The sequence below is a fragment of the Streptomyces sp. NPDC059455 genome, from assembly GCF_042750115.1.
GTDB lineage: Bacteria > Actinomycetota > Actinomycetes > Streptomycetales > Streptomycetaceae > Streptomyces > Streptomyces endocoffeicus.
Window position 1 is genome coordinate 46,848 of record NZ_JBHYVB010000042.1, and the last position, 19,107, is coordinate 65,954.

17 protein-coding genes and 2 pseudogenes are annotated in these 19,107 nt (G+C 67.5%); 6 read left to right on the forward strand and 13 right to left on the reverse strand.

Going from position 1 to position 19,107, the window contains the following annotated elements:
- Positions 1 to 99: 99 nt before the first annotated feature.
- Positions 100 to 1,755 (reverse strand): transposase domain-containing protein, encoded by a 1,656-nt coding sequence (locus ACFXB5_RS17580; RefSeq protein WP_385208410.1) that lies wholly within the window; start codon positions 1,753 to 1,755, stop codon positions 100 to 102.
- 294 nt (positions 1,756 to 2,049) lie between these two features.
- Between ACFXB5_RS17580 and ACFXB5_RS17585 the strand changes: the two are divergent.
- A pseudogene (locus ACFXB5_RS17585) lies at positions 2,050 to 2,615 on the forward strand (IS5 family transposase); the annotation flags it as partial.
- 26 nt (positions 2,616 to 2,641) lie between these two features.
- Here ACFXB5_RS17585 and ACFXB5_RS17590 read toward each other — a convergent pair.
- On the reverse strand, positions 2,642 to 3,739 hold the full coding sequence (locus ACFXB5_RS17590) for an SDR family NAD(P)-dependent oxidoreductase (RefSeq protein ID WP_385208413.1): 1,098 nt from the start codon (positions 3,737 to 3,739) through the stop codon (positions 2,642 to 2,644).
- 2 nt (positions 3,740 to 3,741) lie between these two features.
- A complete protein-coding gene (locus tag ACFXB5_RS17595; RefSeq protein ID WP_037959749.1) occupies positions 3,742 to 5,148 on the reverse strand; it encodes an FAD-binding oxidoreductase in 1,407 nt (468 codons plus the stop codon).
- Positions 5,149 to 5,754: 606 nt separating this feature from the next.
- On the opposite strand from ACFXB5_RS17595, the pseudogene ACFXB5_RS17600 reads away from it, so the two are divergent.
- Positions 5,755 to 6,584, forward strand: a pseudogene (locus ACFXB5_RS17600) (transposase); the annotation flags it as partial.
- A 440-nt stretch (positions 6,585 to 7,024) separates the two neighbouring features.
- Here the strand turns inward: ACFXB5_RS17600 and ACFXB5_RS17605 are convergent.
- Positions 7,025 to 8,485 carry an amino acid permease gene (locus ACFXB5_RS17605; protein ID WP_385208416.1) on the reverse strand — a complete coding sequence of 487 codons (1,461 nt, stop codon included), beginning with the start codon at positions 8,483 to 8,485 and terminating at the stop codon, positions 7,025 to 7,027.
- Between the two features lie 289 nt (positions 8,486 to 8,774).
- Here ACFXB5_RS17605 and ACFXB5_RS17610 point away from each other — a divergent pair, with 289 nt between their 5' ends.
- Positions 8,775 to 9,602: a GntR family transcriptional regulator gene (locus ACFXB5_RS17610; RefSeq protein ID WP_385208419.1), complete on the forward strand. Its 828-nt coding sequence runs from the start codon at positions 8,775 to 8,777 to the stop codon at positions 9,600 to 9,602.
- An 18-nt stretch (positions 9,603 to 9,620) separates the two neighbouring features.
- Here the strand turns inward: ACFXB5_RS17610 and ACFXB5_RS17615 are convergent, their stop codons facing one another.
- From ACFXB5_RS17615 to ACFXB5_RS17650, 8 genes are all read right to left on the reverse strand, one after another.
- Positions 9,621 to 10,352 carry a molybdate ABC transporter substrate-binding protein gene (locus ACFXB5_RS17615; protein WP_385208422.1) on the reverse strand — a complete coding sequence of 244 codons (732 nt, stop codon included), beginning with the start codon at positions 10,350 to 10,352 and terminating at the stop codon, positions 9,621 to 9,623.
- Between the two features lie 7 nt (positions 10,353 to 10,359).
- A complete protein-coding gene (locus ACFXB5_RS17620; protein ID WP_385208425.1) occupies positions 10,360 to 11,169 on the reverse strand; it encodes a hydroxypyruvate isomerase family protein in 810 nt (269 codons plus the stop codon).
- A complete protein-coding gene (locus tag ACFXB5_RS17625) occupies positions 11,166 to 11,609 on the reverse strand; it encodes a RidA family protein (protein WP_385208428.1) in 444 nt (147 codons plus the stop codon). The genes ACFXB5_RS17620 and ACFXB5_RS17625 overlap by 4 nt, the downstream gene beginning before the upstream one ends.
- A 10-nt stretch (positions 11,610 to 11,619) precedes the next feature.
- A complete protein-coding gene (locus ACFXB5_RS17630) occupies positions 11,620 to 12,486 on the reverse strand; it encodes an alpha/beta fold hydrolase (protein ID WP_385208431.1) in 867 nt (288 codons plus the stop codon).
- A gap of 87 nt (positions 12,487 to 12,573) precedes the next feature.
- Positions 12,574 to 13,218 (reverse strand): 3-oxo-tetronate 4-phosphate decarboxylase, encoded by a 645-nt coding sequence (otnC, locus tag ACFXB5_RS17635; RefSeq protein WP_385208434.1) that lies wholly within the window; start codon positions 13,216 to 13,218, stop codon positions 12,574 to 12,576.
- Positions 13,215 to 14,480 carry a 3-oxo-tetronate kinase gene (otnK, locus tag ACFXB5_RS17640; RefSeq protein WP_385208451.1) on the reverse strand — a complete coding sequence of 422 codons (1,266 nt, stop codon included), beginning with the start codon at positions 14,478 to 14,480 and terminating at the stop codon, positions 13,215 to 13,217. Before otnK ends, otnC begins: the two co-directional genes overlap by 4 nt.
- A gap of 60 nt (positions 14,481 to 14,540) precedes the next feature.
- A complete protein-coding gene (locus ACFXB5_RS17645) occupies positions 14,541 to 15,209 on the reverse strand; it encodes an aspartate/glutamate racemase family protein (protein ID WP_385208437.1) in 669 nt (222 codons plus the stop codon).
- Between the two features lie 66 nt (positions 15,210 to 15,275).
- Positions 15,276 to 16,202 carry a glutamate cyclase domain-containing protein gene (locus tag ACFXB5_RS17650; RefSeq protein WP_385208439.1) on the reverse strand — a complete coding sequence of 309 codons (927 nt, stop codon included), beginning with the start codon at positions 16,200 to 16,202 and terminating at the stop codon, positions 15,276 to 15,278.
- Positions 16,203 to 16,336: 134 nt separating this feature from the next.
- Here ACFXB5_RS17650 and ACFXB5_RS17655 point away from each other — a divergent pair, with 134 nt between their 5' ends.
- The gene (locus tag ACFXB5_RS17655) at positions 16,337 to 16,675 is read left to right on the forward strand and encodes a cupin domain-containing protein (RefSeq protein WP_037959727.1); all 339 of its coding nucleotides are present in this window, start codon (positions 16,337 to 16,339) and stop codon (positions 16,673 to 16,675) included.
- A 151-nt stretch (positions 16,676 to 16,826) separates the two neighbouring features.
- Here ACFXB5_RS17655 and ACFXB5_RS17660 read toward each other — a convergent pair whose 3' ends face one another.
- Positions 16,827 to 17,693, reverse strand: a complete 867-nt coding sequence (locus tag ACFXB5_RS17660; protein WP_385208442.1) for a helix-turn-helix transcriptional regulator — start codon at positions 17,691 to 17,693, stop codon at positions 16,827 to 16,829.
- A 127-nt stretch (positions 17,694 to 17,820) separates the two neighbouring features.
- Between ACFXB5_RS17660 and ACFXB5_RS17665 the strand changes: the two genes are divergently transcribed.
- Together ACFXB5_RS17665 and ACFXB5_RS17670 are read left to right on the forward strand one after the other, a co-directional pair.
- Positions 17,821 to 18,609: an SDR family oxidoreductase gene (locus tag ACFXB5_RS17665; protein WP_385208444.1), complete on the forward strand. Its 789-nt coding sequence runs from the start codon at positions 17,821 to 17,823 to the stop codon at positions 18,607 to 18,609.
- Between the two features lies 1 nt (position 18,610).
- A complete protein-coding gene (locus tag ACFXB5_RS17670; RefSeq protein ID WP_385208447.1) occupies positions 18,611 to 19,045 on the forward strand; it encodes an SRPBCC family protein in 435 nt (144 codons plus the stop codon).
- Positions 19,046 to 19,107 lie beyond the last annotated feature (62 nt).

Sequence of the window (19,107 nt, forward strand, 5' to 3'; positions counted from 1 at the left end):
CCGCGTGATAAGGCGAAAGCTGGATTGCCTGACCCCCAATCTCCAGTCGATGCAAGGTCGCATCCATCGGAAAGGGGGCCTTGACCCAAGGCCGGGTAGTTAACGTATTTCTGCTGGTGGCAAGAGGGTTGGGCGAGTTCTCGGGCTGTTGTAGGTGGCGGGGCCGGTCTTGGTGATGAGTCCGTTTACGGCCCATCTGTCGAGCTGTCGGTACATCGTGCTGAGGGTGATGTCGCCGAGGTGGCGGGCGAGGTCGCGGGTGTGCCACTGACGGTCGGGTTCTGCGTAAAGGAGGTCCAGGACGCGCTGTCTGCGCCGGTCGGCGGCCGGTGTGTGCCGATCGTCGTGCGGGACGGTGGGCAGGTCGGGATCGGGTTCGAGGATGGTGACGTCGAGGTCGGTGGCCAGGCGGCTTGTGTCGGGGCGGCCGTCGTCTTGGCGTGCGGCGTACCGGGAGATTGGTGACCTGACTTTTCGGGTGCTGATGCGGGGGCGCCGGTGCGGGAGGAGCCCGGCCAGGACCCGGTTGCCGATGACGCCGGTGGTGCGGGTGCCCAGGGCACTGGGCTTGATGACGTCGGCGGCCTGGACCACGAGGTCACGGGCAGTCTGGATGGCTGTGGTGAATCCGCAGCGGTCGGGGTCGGTGCCCGGCCGGGACTCGGCAGCCTCCACCATCACGGTCCGAAGTGCCTGGTAGAGGGCGAGCAGGGCCCACACCTCCTGCTCGGCCCCGACCGGGTCGCCTGAACGCAGGACCCGGCCGTCTGTGATCGTGTGACGCAGAGCAAAATACGCCGACTCGTGCTCCCACCGCTGATGGTAAAGGGCAACGAGGGCCGGGGCGGGGTATCGGCGAGCATCGGTCAGCGTCGTGACCAGCCGGCAGGAGTTGGTGAACGAGCAGTTGTCATAGGTCACGGTGATCTGCGCTTCCACGACGCGTACCGGGACGGTGCCGATGACCGAGAGGTAGGAGCCATCGGTGAGCCGGCTCAGGACCGGGGTACGTCGGTTGGCGCGCAGCCGGCCCGGGAACCTGGCTCCGGTGTCGTGCGCGGCGGCGGGGAAGGCGTTGACGTCGAAGCCCTTGTCCCACAGGACCGGCGTGCCGGGGCCCAGGTGGTGCAGGAGCCTGCGAGCGTAGGAGGTCTCCCCGTCGCTGGGAGTGCCGAACACGGCGCCGATCAGGGCGCGGGTGCCCGTCTCCACCAGGGTCATCGGTTCCAGCGTCGGATACCCGCCACGGCTGCCGGGTCCGGACCACTCCACGTTGCGCTCGGTATCGGGTGGCTTGATCGGGCTGCAGCCGTCGAAGGAGACCATCCGGAACGGCCCGAACCGCACTCCGGGAGTCACCGGCTGGGCGAGCGGGCCGGCCAGGGTCTCGAACACGCGCTTCATCGGTTCTGCACCGAGCTGTCTGCGCAGGTCACGCAAGGCTTTCGCGGTTGGCTCCGCGGCCTCGATCCCGACGCCCGTAAGGGCTGCGGTCAGCTTGTGCCAGACCAGCCGGCAGCCGACCTCCGGGAACAGGGACATCGCGAGAAGGGAGTAGACCCCGACCCGCGAGGGCAGATCCCGTAACCGGCGCTGCACGCAACGGGTTTCATCCAGAACGGCATCGACGAGGTCGAGCGGTATGACCTGCGTCAACTCGCCCAGATGACCGGGCGCGAACCGGCCCTCGGCCACGGTGAACTCACGGGTGACCCTCGCCGGACCGGGTGGCAGGGCACAATGACGCGTGGGCAACGGGGCTCCTCAACGGCCGGAAGTCTTGGCGGACTACCTGACCAACGCAGCCCCGTTGCCCGCGTTCCCAACCCGACACCGAACCCCCTTGCCACCAGCAGAAATACGTTAACTACCCGGCCTTGGGTCAAGGCCCGACCAGGACTCTGGGGGGCGTACCGCTTTGGGGCGCGCGAAAGCGTATGGCGAGAGACATGGGACGTGCCTTTCCAGGGGGTGGTGCCAGGTTCGCTGCTGCGGTGGCCCGAGAAGGGGCCCACAAGCGGCCTAGGTCTTGTCCTCAAATGATCTTTGTTGGTGGATCATGGTCGGGTGATACGTCGTCATGAACTGTCCGCGGCCGAGTGGGAGTTCGTTCGGCCGCTGCTGCCCGAGTCGTTGCGGGCGCGGGCGGTTGGACGACCGGACTGTTCTCAACGGGATCGTGTGGAAGTTCCGTCCCGGGGTTGCCTGGCGCGATGTGCCCGAGCGGTACGGTCCCTGGGCCACGCTGCACACCCGTTTCCGCAGGTGGGCCAAGGACGGTACGTTCGAGCAGATACTCCGAGAAGCGCAGGCCCAGGCTGACGCGGCCGGAGACATCGACTGGCTGGTGTCGGTCGACTCCACGATCGTGCGGGCCCACCACAACGCCGCCGGAGCCCGAAAAGGGGCGCCGGGCACTCGGACGGTCGCGTGGCGGCCTGACCAGCAAGATTCAATTGGCCTGCGATGCCTTCGGCCGCCCTCTCGCCTTCGTGGTCACGGGCGGCAACAGCAGCGACTGCACCCAGTTCACCGCGGTCATGGAAGCGATCCGGGTGCCCCGCATCGGCCCGGGCCGCCCCCGGACCAGGCCGTCTCGTGTCATCGGCGACAAACTTCCTAGGAAGGGGTTCTGCCGGGTCTAGTCCGGCAGGGTCAGCGACTGAGCCGCGCCGACCTCGTGGGTGTGCAGGTCGGCCTCTACCGGGCCGACCTCTTTCAGGAGGTCGAGGAAGGCCTGGCCGTGCGTCGAAGCCGCATGACGCTCGAGCCCCTCGCGGGTGGACCAGTGCTCGAAGAGGTGGAAGACGCCGGGCTGGTCGAGGTCAGCACTCCACGCGTAGGCGAGGTTGTCGGGCTCCTTGCGTGACTCGGCCACCACCTGTGTCATGGCGGCCGCAACGCGGTCGTGGTGGCGCGGGTCGACCCGGAGGCAACCCGACACGACGAGCGCCCTGCTCGACCGGGGCGCTCCCGTGAGCCGGTGGACGTCGTCGAGCATCCGGGTGCCGACGTCCGGGGTGAGCGAGACGAAGAAGTCGCCCTGCCGGAGAGCAGCGACCAGCGCGTCGGCGACGTCCTCGGGCTTGTCGAGCTTCGCGGTGTCGAGCTCGGCGTCGAACGCCGTTCGGTCTAGTCCGATCAGCGGGACCTCCGTCGCGTGGCGGGTGTGGGTCGCATCCGGGCACAGCAGGGTGACGCCCACTCCGGTCGGTTCCAGGTAGGCCCGCAGGGAGCGGGCCAGTCCCACCAGGGCCGACTTGGTCAGCACGTACGGGGCTGCGATGGGGACTTGGTCGGGGAAGAGCGCAAGGCTCGAGGAGGTGATGACCAGCTGGCCGTGGCCGCGGTCGATCATCGGCGGGCCGAACTCCAGGAACGTGCGGACGACGCCCCCGCAGTTCAGGTCCATCAGCCCAGCCCACTCTTCGATGCCTACCTTCTCCAGCATGCCGGCGACCGCCCGGCCGGCATGTGCCCAGACGACGTCGACGGCGCCGAAGTTCTCGGTCGTCGTCCGGTGCAGCCGGGCCAGATCGGCGGCCCGGCTAATGTCGCACGCCACGTGAAGGGCCTGCCCGCCGGTCTGGGTGATGCCGAGGGCGGTCATCTCGGCGGCCCGGGCGTCGATGTCCGCCACCACGACCCGTGCGCCTGCGGCGGCCAGCGCGATCGCGCCGGCTGCGCCGATCCCCTCTCCACCGCCGATGACGACGACGACAGCGTTCTCAAGCTCCACGGTCACGCCTCCTGCCAGCCGTTGCGGTTCTGGTAGCCGTCCGGGCCTGCGAGGTAGTCGACGAACCGCTGGTCCGGGTCCCAGGCCCGGCGTACGTCCCGCACGCGGCTCCACGCCTCATCGGTGAGACACCGGACCTCGCGGTGCTCCTGGTCGCTGTCACCCCAATACTGGCCGACCGAGTAGGGCTCGAGCGGCTTCATGGCGTCGAGCGCCCACTGTCGGTAGTGCTCGTCGTCCTCAGGGTTGCTGTAAATGATGTAGGCGCCGACCATCAGGTCCGTGCGCATCGACATTGCGATGTCGGGCCCATCAATAGGGAGCGCGTACTGGAAGAAGGTGTAGCCCTTCTCGTGGATCGGGCGCTCGGCCACGAGCATCTTCAACGCCGAGGCGATGTCAGTGTGAGGTCCGTCGACCCATGCGGACTCCACGCGGTAGCGGTAGCCGGCGGGGTGCGCGGCGTCGACGAACGCGTATTCGTCGGCCAGGGTGGTCGGCGTCGGCGGCACCACCAGGAGCGCATCAGTGAGGAAGGGGTTGTCAGCGAGGGGCGCCAGGATGGTCTGTGCCTCCTCGGCGGTGTCGCAGTAGGCCGTCGCCGAGATACCGAAGACGTAACCGCCGCTGTGCCCAGGGATTTCAAAGTCGGGTTGGAACGAAATACCCAGCAAGTCGTTGTCCTTCGGCATCGCCTTTTGGGCCTCGTTGAGCCAGGCCAGCACCTCGGCGTACCTCTCGATCGGGAAGAACTGCTTGGTGGTGGTCAGCGCCTGCGGGATCGCCCGGGTGTGGATGTGGAACCGGGTGATGAGGCCTGGGAATCCGGGGCCGCAACCTCGTGCGGCCCAGAACAGGTCGGCGTTCTGGCTCTCGTCAGCCCGAACCAGCTCGCCCGCTGCCGTCACGACGTCGATGGCCACGAGCCGTTCGACCGCCCAGCCCCAGCCTCGAAAGTTCCAGCCGATACCACCCTGGAGAAGGAAGCCGCCGACACCGACGGTGGGGCAGCGGCCACCGGCGAAGAAACGGCCATGCGGCTGAAGGTAGGTGTTTAGCTCCACGCCTCCCTGGACCGCGGGCGTCACCGAAACTATGTGGGTCTCGTGGTCGTACTCCATCTCCTTGAACTCGCCGAGGTCGATCAGTAGAGCGTTGTCGCGCATCCCCCAGACCGGGAAGCTATGCCCACCGGCGCGGACGCCGACCTGCCACCCTTGCTCTTGGGCCAACCGGACGCCCTCGATGATGTCCTGCTCGGTGTGCGGCACGAGGATGGCTGCGGGGTAGCGCTTGGGATGCCGGGTGCTGAAGATCCGCGCGAGCCGGGCCGCCTCGTAACCGTCTTCGCCGCGAACGTAGTAGGGGCCGGTGAAACGAGTGCCTACAGGGGTCGCCGATATCGTCATGTGGAGTCCTCGTGGTCGTGATGGTCCCGAGACTGAGCGAAAGGCCGCCCCGATTCCGGACCCGCGATGCTGGCGGGGAGTGGCGGTCATCACACAGTAGGGATGACGCGGACGATAAGTCCAAGACAATAATGACGATGTGCTCATAACCGATGGCATATGACGCAGGCCATCCCAGGCCCCACGAGCATCCGACACGCCTCGCGCCACCGCGTCCCGAACGACCTGCTGGAGGGGGAAAGGTAATCGTCCCGTCGCTGAACGAGCGAGATCCGCTCCGTCAGGCACAGTCCGCGGACGTCACCTCACGGAGCGAGCCGTGCGCGAGCTCGGACAGGACGCAGTACTGAGGCATGAACGCGACCCACCCGCGACCGATCACCGCCCGCTTCATCGACTCTGCGTGACCGAGCCGGATGATCACTCTAAGTCAGAGAGCCCCTGGGCGCGCAGGTGCGCCTCGATCGAACGGTGGAATGCGACGTTGGCGGGCACGTGCACCAACGGGAGCCGGTAGAGCTCACTGATCGTGATCTCTGAGGCATCAGGGCGACCATCGCGGCTAGCCATGAGGGAGGTCGGCCGTTTGCTGAGGAACGTCGGCCGCGGGCGGGCAACGCCGGCGCCAACACCGCAGACGACCACATCACCGTCCTGGAAGCGGCCCTGGCCCAGATCCCCGACGCCCACCGCCACGGCACCGACCTCCTCATCCCCGCCGACAGCGCCGGAAGTGCGAAGGCATTCCTGCACCACATACGCACCCTGCGCTCGCGCGGCGCACCCTGCGCTCGCGCGGAATCCGCGCCCACTTCTCCGTCGGGCACGCCTTCACCGAGCCGGTCCGCCGCGCGATCCGGGCCCTGCCCGACCAGGTCTGGCACCCCGCCCTGGAACAGAACGGCTCCCTGCGCGACGGGGCACAGACTGCCGAACTGACCGGCATGGTGGACCTGACCGGTTACCCGGACGGCACCCGAATCATCGTGCGGCGTGAGCGGCCCCATCCTGACGCCCAGCTGTCCCTGTTCGACCTGGACGAGGGCCTGCGTCACCAGGTATTTCTCACCGACACCCCTCTCACGGGTGGCGGACCTCTGCAGCACCTGGAAGTGCGCCACCGAGCACATGCCCGCATCGAGGATCGCATCCGGTGCGGCAAGACCATCGGCTTCGGGCGCTTCCCGTCCCGCCACTTCGCCATCAACGCCGCCTGGCTGGAACTGTCCCTGACCGCGATCGACCTGCTCGCCTCGACCCGGGCCCTGCTGCTGGACGGCAAACTCGCCGCCGCCGAACCCAAGAAACTCCGCTACCGGCACCCCGCCCGCATCACCCGCGGCGGGCGCCGCCTCTACCTGCGGATCGCCGAAACCTGGCCCTGGCGCCACGCTCTGGCCACGGCATTCGCCCGCCTCGTGGCCCTGCCCCAACCGGCCACCTCACCAGCGAACCCGCCGCTGTCCGACCACAACCCGAGAAACCTGGAGCACCCGGCCAAAGCGCCGGGCCCCTGGCCATGCCCTCCTGGCACCAAGCATCCGCCGACCACATCAACCCACCTCAGCCGACCCAACCGAAACGCGGAGGCTAACTGGCGGATGCCTCTCGCCCCGTGGCGGCGGTGTGGACCGGCGATACCTGCCGGGAGATGACCTTGGGTGAGGTCGGCAGGCCCCGGGACTGGCGCCATGGGCGGGCGCGGCGATCCCTCGTCCGTGCGGCCGTCCGGGATGCACCGGGCGACCAGGTCGACCAGCGGATGGAGGACGCCCTTCCCGCCCTGGTGATCGCCCTGCTGGCGGTCCCCGTCACCGTGGCCGGTGTGGGGGGGGGGGGCGGGCGCCGGCGCCCCCCCCCCCCCCCCCCACCACCCTCACCACACCCGCACGACCCGCTGGCGGACGACGTAGATGATGGTGAGAAGGGCGAACCAGACCGCACCGGTGTACAGGCCCACTCGTGTGTCACCCTCGAATGCCAGGCTCACCAGGACGATGACCACCATCGCGACCACGAAGATGTTCGTCCAGGGAGCGCCGGGCAGCCTGAACGCCGGCAAAGGTGCGCCCTCCACCGCCAGCCGACGGCGGAACCGCATATGGGAAATGGCGATCATGCTCCACGTCCACAGCCCGGAGGCGCTGACGACACTGGTCAGCGTGATGAAGGCATGAGCGGGCGCCAGATAGTTGAAGAGCACCCCGACGCCGACGGCGAGCGATGTGACCGTCAGCGCCCGCCCCGGCACCCGTCGCCGTGTCGTGTGGTAGAGCGCTCGTGGCGCCGAACCCGCGGATGCCAGGCCGTAAAGCAGCCGACTGGCCGAGAACATATTCGCGTTACATGAGGAAAGCGCCGAAGTCAGGACGACGAAGTTCATGATTCCGGCGGCGCCAGCCAGCCCCGCTTTCGAGAACATCGAGACGAACGGGCTCACGTCAGCGGTGTACCGCGTCCACGGCTGGACGACCATGAGGACGAACAGCGCGCCGATGTAGAAGACGATGATGCGCCAGATGACGTTGCCCACCGCCTTGGGGATCGTCCGCTCCGGGTGTGCCGCCTCGCCCGCTGTGATGCCGAGCATCTCCACCCCGATGAACGCGAAGACGGCGATCTGCAGGGTGAGGAAGAAGCCGTGCCCGCCGCTCGGGAAGAAGCCGCCGAATCTCCAGAGGTTGCTCAGGCTCGCACCATGGCCGAGTGCGGTCACACCGGTGACGATGATGACGGCCCCGAAGAGGATCAGTCCGACGATGGCGATGATCTTGATCAGGGCGAACCAGAACTCGGACTCCCCGAACATCCGGACCGAGACCCAGTGCACACCGAACAGCAGAACCAAGCCGATGAGCGCGGGTACCCACTGCGGAAGGTCTGGATACCAGTAGTGCATGTAGACACCGCTCGCCGTGAGCTCTGCCATCGGGCCCACGATGCACTGCAGCCAGTACGTCCAGCCGGTGACGAACCCGGCAAAGGGGCTGACATGGATACGGGCGTACTCGCTGAACGATCCGGCGTGCGGCGAATGGACGGCCATCTCCCCCAGGCCGCGCATGAGGCAGTACACGACCGCCCCCGCGAGGGCGTAGGCGATGAGCAGTGCCGGACCCGCGATGTGGATGCCCTGCCCGGAGCCGAGGAACAGCCCCACGCCGATGGCCATGCCGATGGACATCATCTGCATGTGCCGCGGACTGAGTCCTCGCGCCAGCCCGGCATCGTCCTCCGGCCTCGTCGACGTGTGGTGGGCGGCCGATGCGGCCGCCGCCCCGGCCGCGGTCACGGTCGGCCGCGACCGTGACAGATCATTGTCGGGTGTATTCGGCATCAATGGCTCCGCCTCCCAATGGATACTTAACGTATACTTGGCGTATCGGTGACGTGTCCAGGGTTCTCACATGGGTGTGATGACGTGAAACGGGGCTGTTACCAAGGCAGCGAGCCCATGGGGTGCCGCGCCCACCCCCGTGCACGGAGGCGGACGCCGGTTACCATCGGTGGCGTCTGGGCGGCCAAGGGGCACGTAACGGCGTGCCCTTCCGGGCCGACGCCGTGGACCATAGCGGAACGTCCGGATGATGCTTCACCCGTCGTTCCCGTTCGCAGGAGAGTGATGAATGCCGGAAAGCCGGAAAGCGGCGGCCGCCATGTCGAAGACCGGACAAACTGAGCCAAGTATGCTGGCAGCGGAGACGAACGCCGCAATGGGCCGGACCCCGGCCTCCCCGAAAAAGGTCTCCCAGACCGGGGCCGCCGTGGAGAAGATCCGCTCCCGCATCATCGACCTGACGATCCCGCCGGGTAGCCGGATCGACGAGCCGCTGCTGCTCAAGGAGTTCCAGCTGGGCCGGACCCCGGCGCGGGAGGCCATCAACCAGCTGGCCGCGGAGGGCTTTGTGAAGATCTTGCCCAACCGGGGTGGCACATTCGTCCGCAAGCTCGATCTGGCGGAGATCGGCGAGATCGTAGTGGCTCACCAACTGGTGGAGAACAACCTCGCTCAGTTGTGCAGGCTCGACGACGAGACGCTCGCCGACGATCTGGAACGCATTCAGTCGGTGTACCGCGTGGAGGTAGACAACCGCAGGTACCTCAACATCACCGCGTTGAACGAGCAGTTCCACATGCGCATGAACCAGTCGATCGGCAACAGTTTCTTCCACGACTTCGCCCAATCGACCCACCGCCATGTGCGTCGGCTGCTCGTCTATCTCTACACACTCGAGTCGGCGCTGCCCGAGCAGCAGGACGAGCAGTTCGAGCTCAATGTCCAGCAGCATGACCGCATCATCGAAGCGGTGCGGGACAAGGACCGCGAGGCGCTCACCGAGGTGCTGCCGGAACACGCAGGCGCCACGCAGGACCGCCTGGTACGGCTGCTGCAAAGCAACACGGTCGCTCCGTTCCCCGTCAAGCTGCGCCCTCTCGTCCTGCCGGGGAATTGAGCACACCCGGCTCACGGCTCAGCTCGCTCGGATCCCGTTGCCGGTCGCGGCCTTGAGACCGAATGCCCCATAGGTCGAACGCGCCTGCTCGGACGCGAGGAAGCGCACCAGCTTCAGCGCGGGGGGCAGGCCCGCCGCGGCCATGGACGGTACGGCGCTGAACTCGGTGTCGTGGTCGGCACCAGCCGGGAAGGGGCCGACCACATCGACGCCACGGACCGCCATCAGCTCGCTCACCTGCTGGATGGCAAGGTCCGCTCTGCCGTCCAGCAAAGCGTCCGCGGTGAAACCCTTCTCCACGACCGTGGCACGTGCGTTCACCTCCTCGGCCACCCCGAGTTCGGCCAGCAACCGGGCGAAGTAGATGCCGCTGGCCCCGGTTCTCGAATAGGCGACCGACCGCGCGTCGCGCAGCGTACGAATCAGCTCATCGACAGTCTCGATCCGTGGGTGCGGTGTTCGCGCACGGACCGCGAGACCGACTCCGGTGCTGGCGAGCGGCAGTCGCGCCGCGCCGTCGACGGCGCCCTGCGCGGCCAGTTGCCTGATGTCGTCCGTGATGGCGATCAGGACGTCGGGGCACTCCCCCGAGGCCAGCCGTTTCCTCAGTACGGACGTCGGATCGAAGACAGCCCTGACAGCTGTGCCCGTCGCCTCGGTGAACTCTTCGAGCAGTTGGTGTTCCAGGGCGCTCCGCACCGCCAGGGTACTGAAGAGTGTGACATGCCCGTGATCCTGCGTCTTGCGCACGACTGCTTCACCCGTTCCCTTCCGGGGCGTACCTCGTCAGCCATCCGAGCCCGTCGGCGGTGGCATTCGCGGGGCGATACTCACAGCCGATCCAGCCCGGGTATCCACGTGCCCGCAGCCGGTCGAACACGAAGTCCCAGGCGATCTCCCCAGTGCCCGGTTCTGCCCTGCCGGGCACGTCCGCCACCTGGATGTGAGCGATGGCCGGCAGGAATTCCTCCAGGCGGGCGCTCAGGTCGCCCTGGCTCATCTGGCAGTGGTAGATGTCGAAGAGCATGCCAACCTGGTCACTGCCGACAGCCGCCACGACGCCCGCGGCCTGTTCCTGGGTCTGGAGGAAGTAGCCCGGAATGTCCCGAGCGTTGACCGCCTCGATGACCAGCCGGACGCCCGCGTTGGAGGCGAGCTGTCCTGCCCACGCCACGTTCGCGACGTACCGGGAGAAGGCCGTGTCGTGCGGGACACCTGCGGGCCGTACGCCGGCCCGCAGGTGGACAAGCGGACACTCCAGCTCGACGGCGTAGCCGAGCGCCCGTATGACGCCGTCGCGGAATTCCCCGACGCGGTCCGGCATGCATGCCGTTCCCGCGGCCGTGGGCGTCCCCGGAGGCCCCACCGGACTGTTGATCAGCACCTGGCGCAGCCCCGCCTCCTTCAGCCGCCGACGTAGCTCCACCGGTGAACGACCGTAGGGCGAGGCGTACTCGACGGCACAGAATCCTGCCTTGGCCGCGGCGTCGAAGCGCTCCTCGAACGGCACTTCACCGAAGAGCCAGCCCAGATTCGCGCTGAAGCGCAGCCCGTGGTCCGTCGTCATGACGGGGTGCCGAGCGCAGCGACAACCTCGATCTCGACGCAGGCGCCGTGCGGGAGTTGCGCTACGCCAATGGCGCTTCGTGCGTGCCGGCCGGAGTCGCCGAGGGTCCCGATCAAGACCTCGGACGCTGCGTCGATCACCTTCCCCTGAGCGGTGAAATCTGGGGCCGAGGCGACGAATCCGGTCATCTTGAGGATCCGCAGGACCCGGCCCCCCTCTCCGCCGAGTTCGCTGTCCAGAGTGTTGAGGCACGCCTGTGCGCACAGCCGCGCGGCGGCCCTGGCGGACTCCAGGTCGACGTCCGCGCCGACCTTCCCGTGGTAGGCAATCCGGCCGTCCTTCCGGGGAAGCTGACCGCTGACGTACGCGACGCCCTGGTGCACCACCACGGGAGTCACGTAGCCACTCGGGGCGGAAGCCTTCTCGTTCGGTGTCGCCATCTTCCGCTCCCTATGCCTTGAGATCGTTGACGAAGTCGGAGATTTCCCGTGCGAGCGCCTCGGGTTCCTCCTCGGGAATGTAGTGACCGCTGCCGACGATGACTCCGCCGCGCACGTCGTGGCCCAGCGGCCGCATGCTCTCGTAGAGATCGGGGGCGGAGCCGACCTCGCCACCGAGGGCGAGCACCGGGACGCCGATCTTCCGCCGCATCAGGGGGGTGTTCTGCTCGATGTCCTCCAGGACCGCGCGGTAGTAGCCGAGCATGCCCCGCAGTCCACCCGGGGCCTGGTACACGCGCTCGTACTCGTCGATGTCGGCCTTGCTGAAGGTGGACATCCAGTTGGCGGTCTTCCTGCTGAAGAACCATTCGATGAGGATGCGCTCGCGTCCCTGGAGCAGTGCCTCGGGCAGGTCGGGGATCGGGTTGAACAGGAAGTGCCAGTTACGCCAGTTGTCCGGGCCGAGCGTGATCGTCGGCCGCAGGGTGACACCCGGGATGTTGCCGTCGAGGAGCACCACTCCTCGCAGGTCGGCGGCGAACTGATGGGCGTAGGCGTAACCCACCCAGGCGCCGATGTCGTGCCCGACCAACACATACCAGTCCTCACCGAGGACCTTCAGCAGCGAGCGCAGCCGCTTGCCGGTCGTCAGGGTGTCATAGCCGTCCACCGGCTTGTCGGAGTCGCCTTGCCCAGGGAGGTCGACGGCGATCACGTGGAAACGGTCCGCGAGCAGCGGCATCAGGCGCCGCCACGCGTAGCAGCTCTGCGGGAATCCCGCGACCAGGACGATCGTGGGTCCTTCGCCGGCTTCCACGATGTGGAACCGGAGGTCGTCAGCCCACACCATGCGGTGCTGGAGCTTGATATCACTCATTGCTGTCCTCTCGGAAGCGGTTGTCGGGTTCGGTAGGCGGCCATGCGACGCGTAGCCGGGAAGTCGCCTTGTCATGGCAAGGTGAGGTCAGTGACCACGGTCGAGTTGTGAGACCTCTTGGTCGCTGAGCGGGCGAGTCGGTATTCCGCGCAGGAGCAGGAAGAGTTTCGCGGTCTCCTCCAGTTCTTCGATCGCCGCCGCCGCGGAGTCCAGAGTCGTACCGCTGACGATCGGCCCATGGTTGGCCAGCAGGATCGCGTGGTAACGGGCGGCGAGGTCGTAAATCGCGGTGGCCAGCGCCGGGTCGCCGGGTCGGTGGTAGGGAACGAGGGGCAGTCGACCGACCCTCATGGCGAAATAGGCGGTGAGCGGCGGAACGCACCCAGCCGGATCGAGCCCGTCCATGCAGGACACCGCCGCCGCGTAGGTCGAGTGCAGGTGAACGATGCCGCCGGCGTCCCGTCGCTGCCTGTACAGCACCAGATGCAGGAGGCTTTCCTTGGTCGGACGGTCCCCACCGACGTGGCGCCCGTTCTCGTCCAGCTTTGACAGCCGATCCGGGTCAAGGGTGCCCAGACTCACGTTGGTGGGCGTCATCAGCCATCCGTCGGACACGCGCACGCTGAGGTTGCCGCTGGTCCCGGTGGTCAGCCCGCGGGCGAACAGGGATGCGCCCAGAGCGGCGAGCCGTTCCCGCGGCCGGGCTTCGTGGCCCTTCGTGATCAGGTTCATGGCAGCCGCTCCCAGGCGTCGAGGAAGAAGTCGCGCGAGCCGAAATTCCCCGACTTCAGCGCGAGTGCGAGTGGCCGGGGGGTGCCGAGCGCCCAGGTCCACGGGACTCCCGGACTGATCTCCGGCCCGATGACCAGCCCCGTAACACCCAGTGCCCCTACGACCGCGCCGGATGTCTCCCCGCCGGCGACGATCAACCGGCCGACCCCCATGTCGACAAGGCCGTGGGCGATCGAGGCGAGGGTGTCCTCAACCCGTGAGGCGGTGTCGCCGGGAAGCCAGGACTTCGCCGCTGTGACATTCCGAGCCGGTTGCGTCGCGTGCAGCAGGACCGGACCGTGCGCCAGAAGCGGGCGCGCCCAGCGCAGTGCCGCTGTGACGACATCCTCGCCTCGGACGATCGCGAAGGGGTCGACGGGGAAGGTCGGGTACACCGCTCGCACCGCCTCGACCTGGGCATTCGTCGCTGCTGAGCAACTGCCCGCGATGACGGCTCGCGCCCCGCCGGATAGTACCGGAGCGGGGGGCCCACCGTTGGTGAGACGATGCGGCTGGGCACGGAGAGTCTCCGCGAGCCCCATCGCCAACCCGGCACTCGCGGTGACCAGCGGCAGATCAGCGCACGCACGGCCGATGGCAAGGAGGTCATTGTCGTCCGTCGCGTCAACGACGGCGAACCGGATTCCCGCCCTGCGCAACGCGTCGAACTCGGCGCGGATCCGCTCCGGCCCCTGGCCCACGGTTCCGTGGCCGACCAGACCAACTCGCGAGTGAGTCTGTCGCCGCATCAACCGGACGACGTTCGCGTCATCCATCGGTGTCAAGGGGTGCTGGCGCATGGAAGACTCGTCCAATGGCACATCGCCCACGAAGAGCCGGCCGTCGCGGACGGTACGGCCGTTGGCTGGCAGCGCTGGGCATAGGACGGTGAAATCCATGTCGAGGGCGTCCATCAATGCCTCCGCGACCGGGCCGATGTTGCCCGCCGGAGTGGAGTCGAAAGTCGAGCAGTACTTGAAGTAGTAGCGTTCGCAGCCGATCTCCCGCAGCCACCGCAGCGCGGTGAGGGACTGCTCCACCGCGTCGGCGACCGGCGCCGTGCGGGTCTTCAACGCGACGACGACCGCCTCCGCGCCCGACCGCACAACCTCCTCCCCCGTATCGGGGACGCCGATGACCTGCACGGTTCGGATCCCCCGCGCCACCAGCGCGGATGCGAGATCGGTACCACCCGTGAAGTCATCGGCGATGCATCCGAGCATCACGCCCGCGCCCCTTTCCGATCACGTCGGCCGACGGGTCGGCTGGGGGGACAGTAGCGGTCACACGGCGCCACGGACAGCCTCCTTCAGGGCGAGGACGGCTGTCTGTGGTGCGGTGAAGACGGGGACGGCCACCTGTGCGCGGACCCGCTCCACCGCCTGCGAGGTGGAGAAATGGGCCAGGACGATGGCGTCGCAGTCAGAGAGCCTTGGTGCCTGCTCCGCGACCAGCCGGTTGTGTGACCCTGCGTCCCCCGCACGCAGCAGGTCGATCGCGGAGTCGACGACGATCGACTTGAGGTTCGCAGGCGATCCCAGGCGTTCCGCCTCGGCAGCGAATTCGTCTGCCATGGTCGGGACCGAGGGCGCGAACGTGGCAAGCATCCCGATGTCGGTGCCGTATGCGAGCGCCGCCCGGAACATCGCCTCGTTCGGTTTGACCACAGGCACGGGCAGCAGAGCCGCCGCGCGGTCTATCGCCGGGCCGAACGCCGAACAGGTCGCCAGGATGCCGTCGGCGCCGGTGCGGTAGGCATAGCGCACCAGATCCACAAAACGTTCGATCAACTCCTCAGCCAACTCTGCCTGGCGTGCCCGCTCGGTAGTGAGCCCGTCATCGAGCAGATTCGTCAGCTCAGCCTCGGGCCATTCTCTTGTGAACGCGTCATGGACGGGCGCCATGGCGACGGGCGTCGCGTGGATAAGGACAATACGTGCTGTGCCTGTCATTGCTTTCTCTGCTCTTTACGTCACACCGGTTGCCGACCCGCTGGCAGGGGGCTGAGTTCGGTTTGGTCAGGAGCTCTGTGACAAAACGGCCGTGATGGACTCGATGATGTCAATGTGGTCGTCGAGTGGAAGCCTGTCGATCGTCATCTGCAACTGGCCGAGTCGATCGACACGGCTGTCGTCGATAGCCTGGCCGATGGTGACCGCCGCGGTGAGGACGTCGTGCTCGGACTGCGCGTGGAAGTGCTTGAGCAGGTGCGGGGCGAGATCGGGCCGCAAGCTCGCGACCGCCCCGAGCAAGCCGTAGGCACCCCAGTTGGCCACGCCGGAGACGATCAAATGGTCGGCGCCGGTCCGCGCGGCGACCAGGGCGCCGTTCGGTATGTCCTCCTCGACGATCTCCCGGGGCAGTACACCCATGCCGATCTCGTTGCCGCCGTCACCGATACCGATGGTGGTCCAGGGCGAGCTCCAGCCGTCATCCTCGAACAGATAGTCCAGTGGCGCGGTATCGTCCGAGATGTCCCATCCGTGCTCACGGTGCGCCCTCCCGTCGGCACCCAGCGAGCAGCGCTCGATCGCGATGAGGTGGGTGAGCGGCTGCTCCGCCGACTCCAGACGCCCGCGTAGGCTCCGTACGGCGTCGGGGTCCACCGATACAACCTCCAGCGCGACCCTTCCCGGCAGGACACCAGTGACCGCCCAGACCGCCTTGGCGCATGGCGCGTCGGTGATCACCGTGACGGGGATACCGGCCTCGATGAACCCCGCGGCGAGCTGGCCCATGCCGTTCAGGCCGTCCGTCTCAGGTGACGGTGGTTCCGCGTGCCGGACGAAGAACCCGCACACGATGCCGATGTGCGGCGAGGGGTGGTCCGCTATCGACTGGGCCGCGCGCTCCAGATTCCCCCGCGCGAACGCGACCAGCCGACTGATGTCCCGGCGCACCTTTCGTCCGACGATGCCTTCGATCTCCGTGATAGGCGTTGGCATTTACCCTCCAAGGCGTGGCGTATACTTAACGTATATATGACCTCTGGGTGTGTCAACCACACGCCCGGGCCGAGCGGCGCGTAGCCCAGACCGGCGGTAGGCCGCTTTCCAACTGTTTACGGAAGGTCACCAACTTGAAGACCGAGCGCGAGTTCTTCTCATCCAGCGCAATGCCATGGCGCGCCGGACCCCAGCCCGGAACCACCGAGAAGATCCTGAGCAGGAACGAACTCGATCCGGAGATACTGACCCGGCTGGTGCGCTGGGAGCCCGGCCTAGATACCTCGCCCTCCGGTCTGATCCGACACGAGTGGGTCGAAGAGGTCTACCTGCTCGAAGGCAGCCTGCACGACCTGACGCTCGACGAGACCTTCTCCGCCGGGCACTTCACGGCGCGCCCCCCGGGCATGCCGCACGGACCGTACCGGACATCCGAAGGCTGCGTGATGCTGGAAATCCGATACCGTCCGTAGCCATCCATGGCGGAGGGAAGCGCAGCCCCTGCCATACAGCGGTTACCGAGGAAGCCCGGGTCAGTGACCGCGAGGCCAGCCCGGTGAGGGGCGAAGGCGAAGGCGCACTGGCCCCGAGCGGGCGGCGGTCAACTCTCGAGAAAAGTTCGCGTCACTCCGGAGCGGCGGTGAACGTCTGGGTGCCGATGGTGTTGAGCAGTCTCAGTGTGCGTGCGTCGGATGATCCCGGCTCGGCGGTGTAGACCACGATGCGCAGGTCGCCGCCCTCGACGGTGAGGACGTCGCAGTCCAAGGTCATCGGCCCGACCTGTGGGTGGAGGATCGTCTTGCGCGTCGCCATGTGGCGCGCGACCGAGCCGTGCTGCCAGCGCTGGTCGAAGCGGGGGCTCACCTTGCGCAGATCGGTGATGAGAGTCCGCAGCGGCACCTCGTCCGGGTAGCGGCCGACCGCGGCGCGCAGATCCGCGACGGCCGCGGTCTCGAAGGCGGCGTCCTCCTCGGGCGTGGCGACGACCCGGGAAGGCATGCCGGTGAAGTGCCGCCACAGGAGGTTGCGTTGGCGCGCCGGTTCACTGATCATCTCGCCGAGCAGGGCGGTGGCCATCGGGTTGGCGGCGACGAGCTGCCAGGCCGCGTCCAGGACGATAACGGGACTGTCGGCGAGCCGATCGATGATCCGATGGACGCCTGGGGTCATGTGCCGGGTTATGCCGCTGGTCCGCGGATCCGCGTGGCCGGCCAGACGGAACAAATGGGCGTTTTCGTCATCGGTCAGTCGCAATGCCCGTGCCAGAGCCTCCAGCACTGAAGGGGACGGGTTCCCGGCGCGTCCCTGCTCGAGGCGGGCGAGGTAGTCCACCGACACACCGGCGAGTTGTGCGACCTCTTCACGGCGTAGACCGGGCGCGCGCCGCAGGCTGCCTGCTGACAGCCCCACGCTCACAGGGTTGAGACGATCCCGCCAGTGACGCAGGCAACGCGCGAGCTCATTGCGATCCATGTATGCATGGTCGCCCATAGACAGCGAGTGAGCATCGCCCTGTCAGTCCTAGGCAGAAGCGGTCTCTCGTACCGCCAGCGGCCGGAGGGCACGGTGAGGTGGAGGCGGTCGCGATCCGCGGCCGCCATTCTCAAGGAGCGTCACCGTGAATCAATCCAATGGGCCACGAGGCCCTGGTGTCCGCCGCCTGGCCAGAAGGACCGCACTGGTCACCGGGGCACCGCGCAGCATCGGCCGAGCCATCGCCGAGGCGCTCGCGGAGGAGGGGGCGAATATCGTCCTGCACTACCGCAGCCGGGAGACGGAGGCACACGAGGCCGCGGAGGCGATCCGCAAGCTCGGTGTCGATGTGTTGCCGCTTTCCGCGGATCTCACTCGCAGCAGCAGTGTGCGGGAGCTGTTCGACCTGGCCATCGCATACTTCGGCGGCCTGGACATCGTGGTTGCCAACGCCGGCGTCGCCTCGCGGCTGCAGCCGGTGGCCGAGATCTCCGACGCCGAGTTCGACCGCGTGCTCGCCGTCAACACCCGCGCGGTCTTCTACGTACTGCGCGAAGCTGCCCGACGACTGTCCGACGGCGGTCGCATCATCAATATCTCCAGCAGCTCCACCCAGAGCGCGGGCGCCGGCTTCGGTGCTTACGCCACCAGCAAGAACGGCGCCAACGCCACCATCCGCACGCTGGCCAAGGAACTCTCTTCGCGGGGCATCACCGCTAACAGCATTCACTCCGGCGCTGTCGGTGACGGCTTCCTCGCTGTGGATGGCGGCGTCCTCGGCCCTGAGATGACGCAGTACGTCGCCGCCTCCGCACCCGCCGGACGCCTTGGTGAGCCGAGTGACATCGCGCCCGTGGCACGATTCCTCGCCTTGCCGGAGGCCGAATGGATCAACGGACAGGCCCTTGTCGTCAACGGCGGAAGCTGGATCTGACGTGGATATCACGGTCGAATACACCACTGTCATCGACGGCAACCCGCAAGCGGTCTGGCAACTCCTGGCCGCATTCGAGGACATGCACTGGCACCCGCAGGTGAACGGTAGCCAGTTGGCGAGCGGCATATCAGGACGGGTCGGTGCCGTACGTGAACTGTCGCTCACCGACGGCAGCACGGTAACCGAACGGCTTGACGAGCTGGATCACACCCGGATGACGCTGACCTACAGCTTCCAGGGAGACCCACCCATCCCCGTCTCCACCTCCCGCACCACCATCTCGCTGCAGCCCGCCGACGGGCAGACGGCGATCACCTGGCAGGGCGATTACGGCGTCGCGGACAGTGACGCCGCGGATCTCGTCACCCGCGTCAGCCGCCAGACGGTCTGGCCCGCGACCGCGCAGGCGTTGAAGACCGTGCTCGGCCGCTGAGCTGGGTCCGGGGTTCGCTTGCGCGTCGCCCATGTCTCTTACGTTCGGAGAACACCATCATG

Excerpts from the sequence above, each read along its gene's own strand:
- ACFXB5_RS17660 (WP_385208442.1), bottom strand. The coding sequence starts at position 17,693 with ATGGGCGACCATGCATACATGGATCGCAATGAGCTCGCGCGTTGCCTG.
- ACFXB5_RS17620 (WP_385208425.1), bottom strand. The coding sequence starts at position 11,169 with ATGACGACGGACCACGGGCTGCGCTTCAGCGCGAATCTGGGCTGGCTC.
- ACFXB5_RS17650 (WP_385208439.1), bottom strand. The coding sequence starts at position 16,202 with ATGCCAACGCCTATCACGGAGATCGAAGGCATCGTCGGACGAAAGGTG.
- ACFXB5_RS17625 (WP_385208428.1), bottom strand. The coding sequence starts at position 11,609 with ATGGCGACACCGAACGAGAAGGCTTCCGCCCCGAGTGGCTACGTGACT.
- ACFXB5_RS17630 (WP_385208431.1), bottom strand. The coding sequence starts at position 12,486 with ATGAGTGATATCAAGCTCCAGCACCGCATGGTGTGGGCTGACGACCTC.
- ACFXB5_RS17605 (WP_385208416.1), bottom strand. The coding sequence starts at position 8,485 with ATGCCGAATACACCCGACAATGATCTGTCACGGTCGCGGCCGACCGTG.
- otnC (WP_385208434.1), bottom strand. The coding sequence starts at position 13,218 with ATGAACCTGATCACGAAGGGCCACGAAGCCCGGCCGCGGGAACGGCTC.
- ACFXB5_RS17610 (WP_385208419.1), top strand. The coding sequence starts at position 8,775 with ATGCCGGAAAGCCGGAAAGCGGCGGCCGCCATGTCGAAGACCGGACAA.
- ACFXB5_RS17645 (WP_385208437.1), bottom strand. The coding sequence starts at position 15,209 with ATGACAGGCACAGCACGTATTGTCCTTATCCACGCGACGCCCGTCGCC.
- otnK (WP_385208451.1), bottom strand. The coding sequence starts at position 14,480 with ATGCTCGGATGCATCGCCGATGACTTCACGGGTGGTACCGATCTCGCA.
- ACFXB5_RS17595 (WP_037959749.1), bottom strand. The coding sequence starts at position 5,148 with ATGACGATATCGGCGACCCCTGTAGGCACTCGTTTCACCGGCCCCTAC.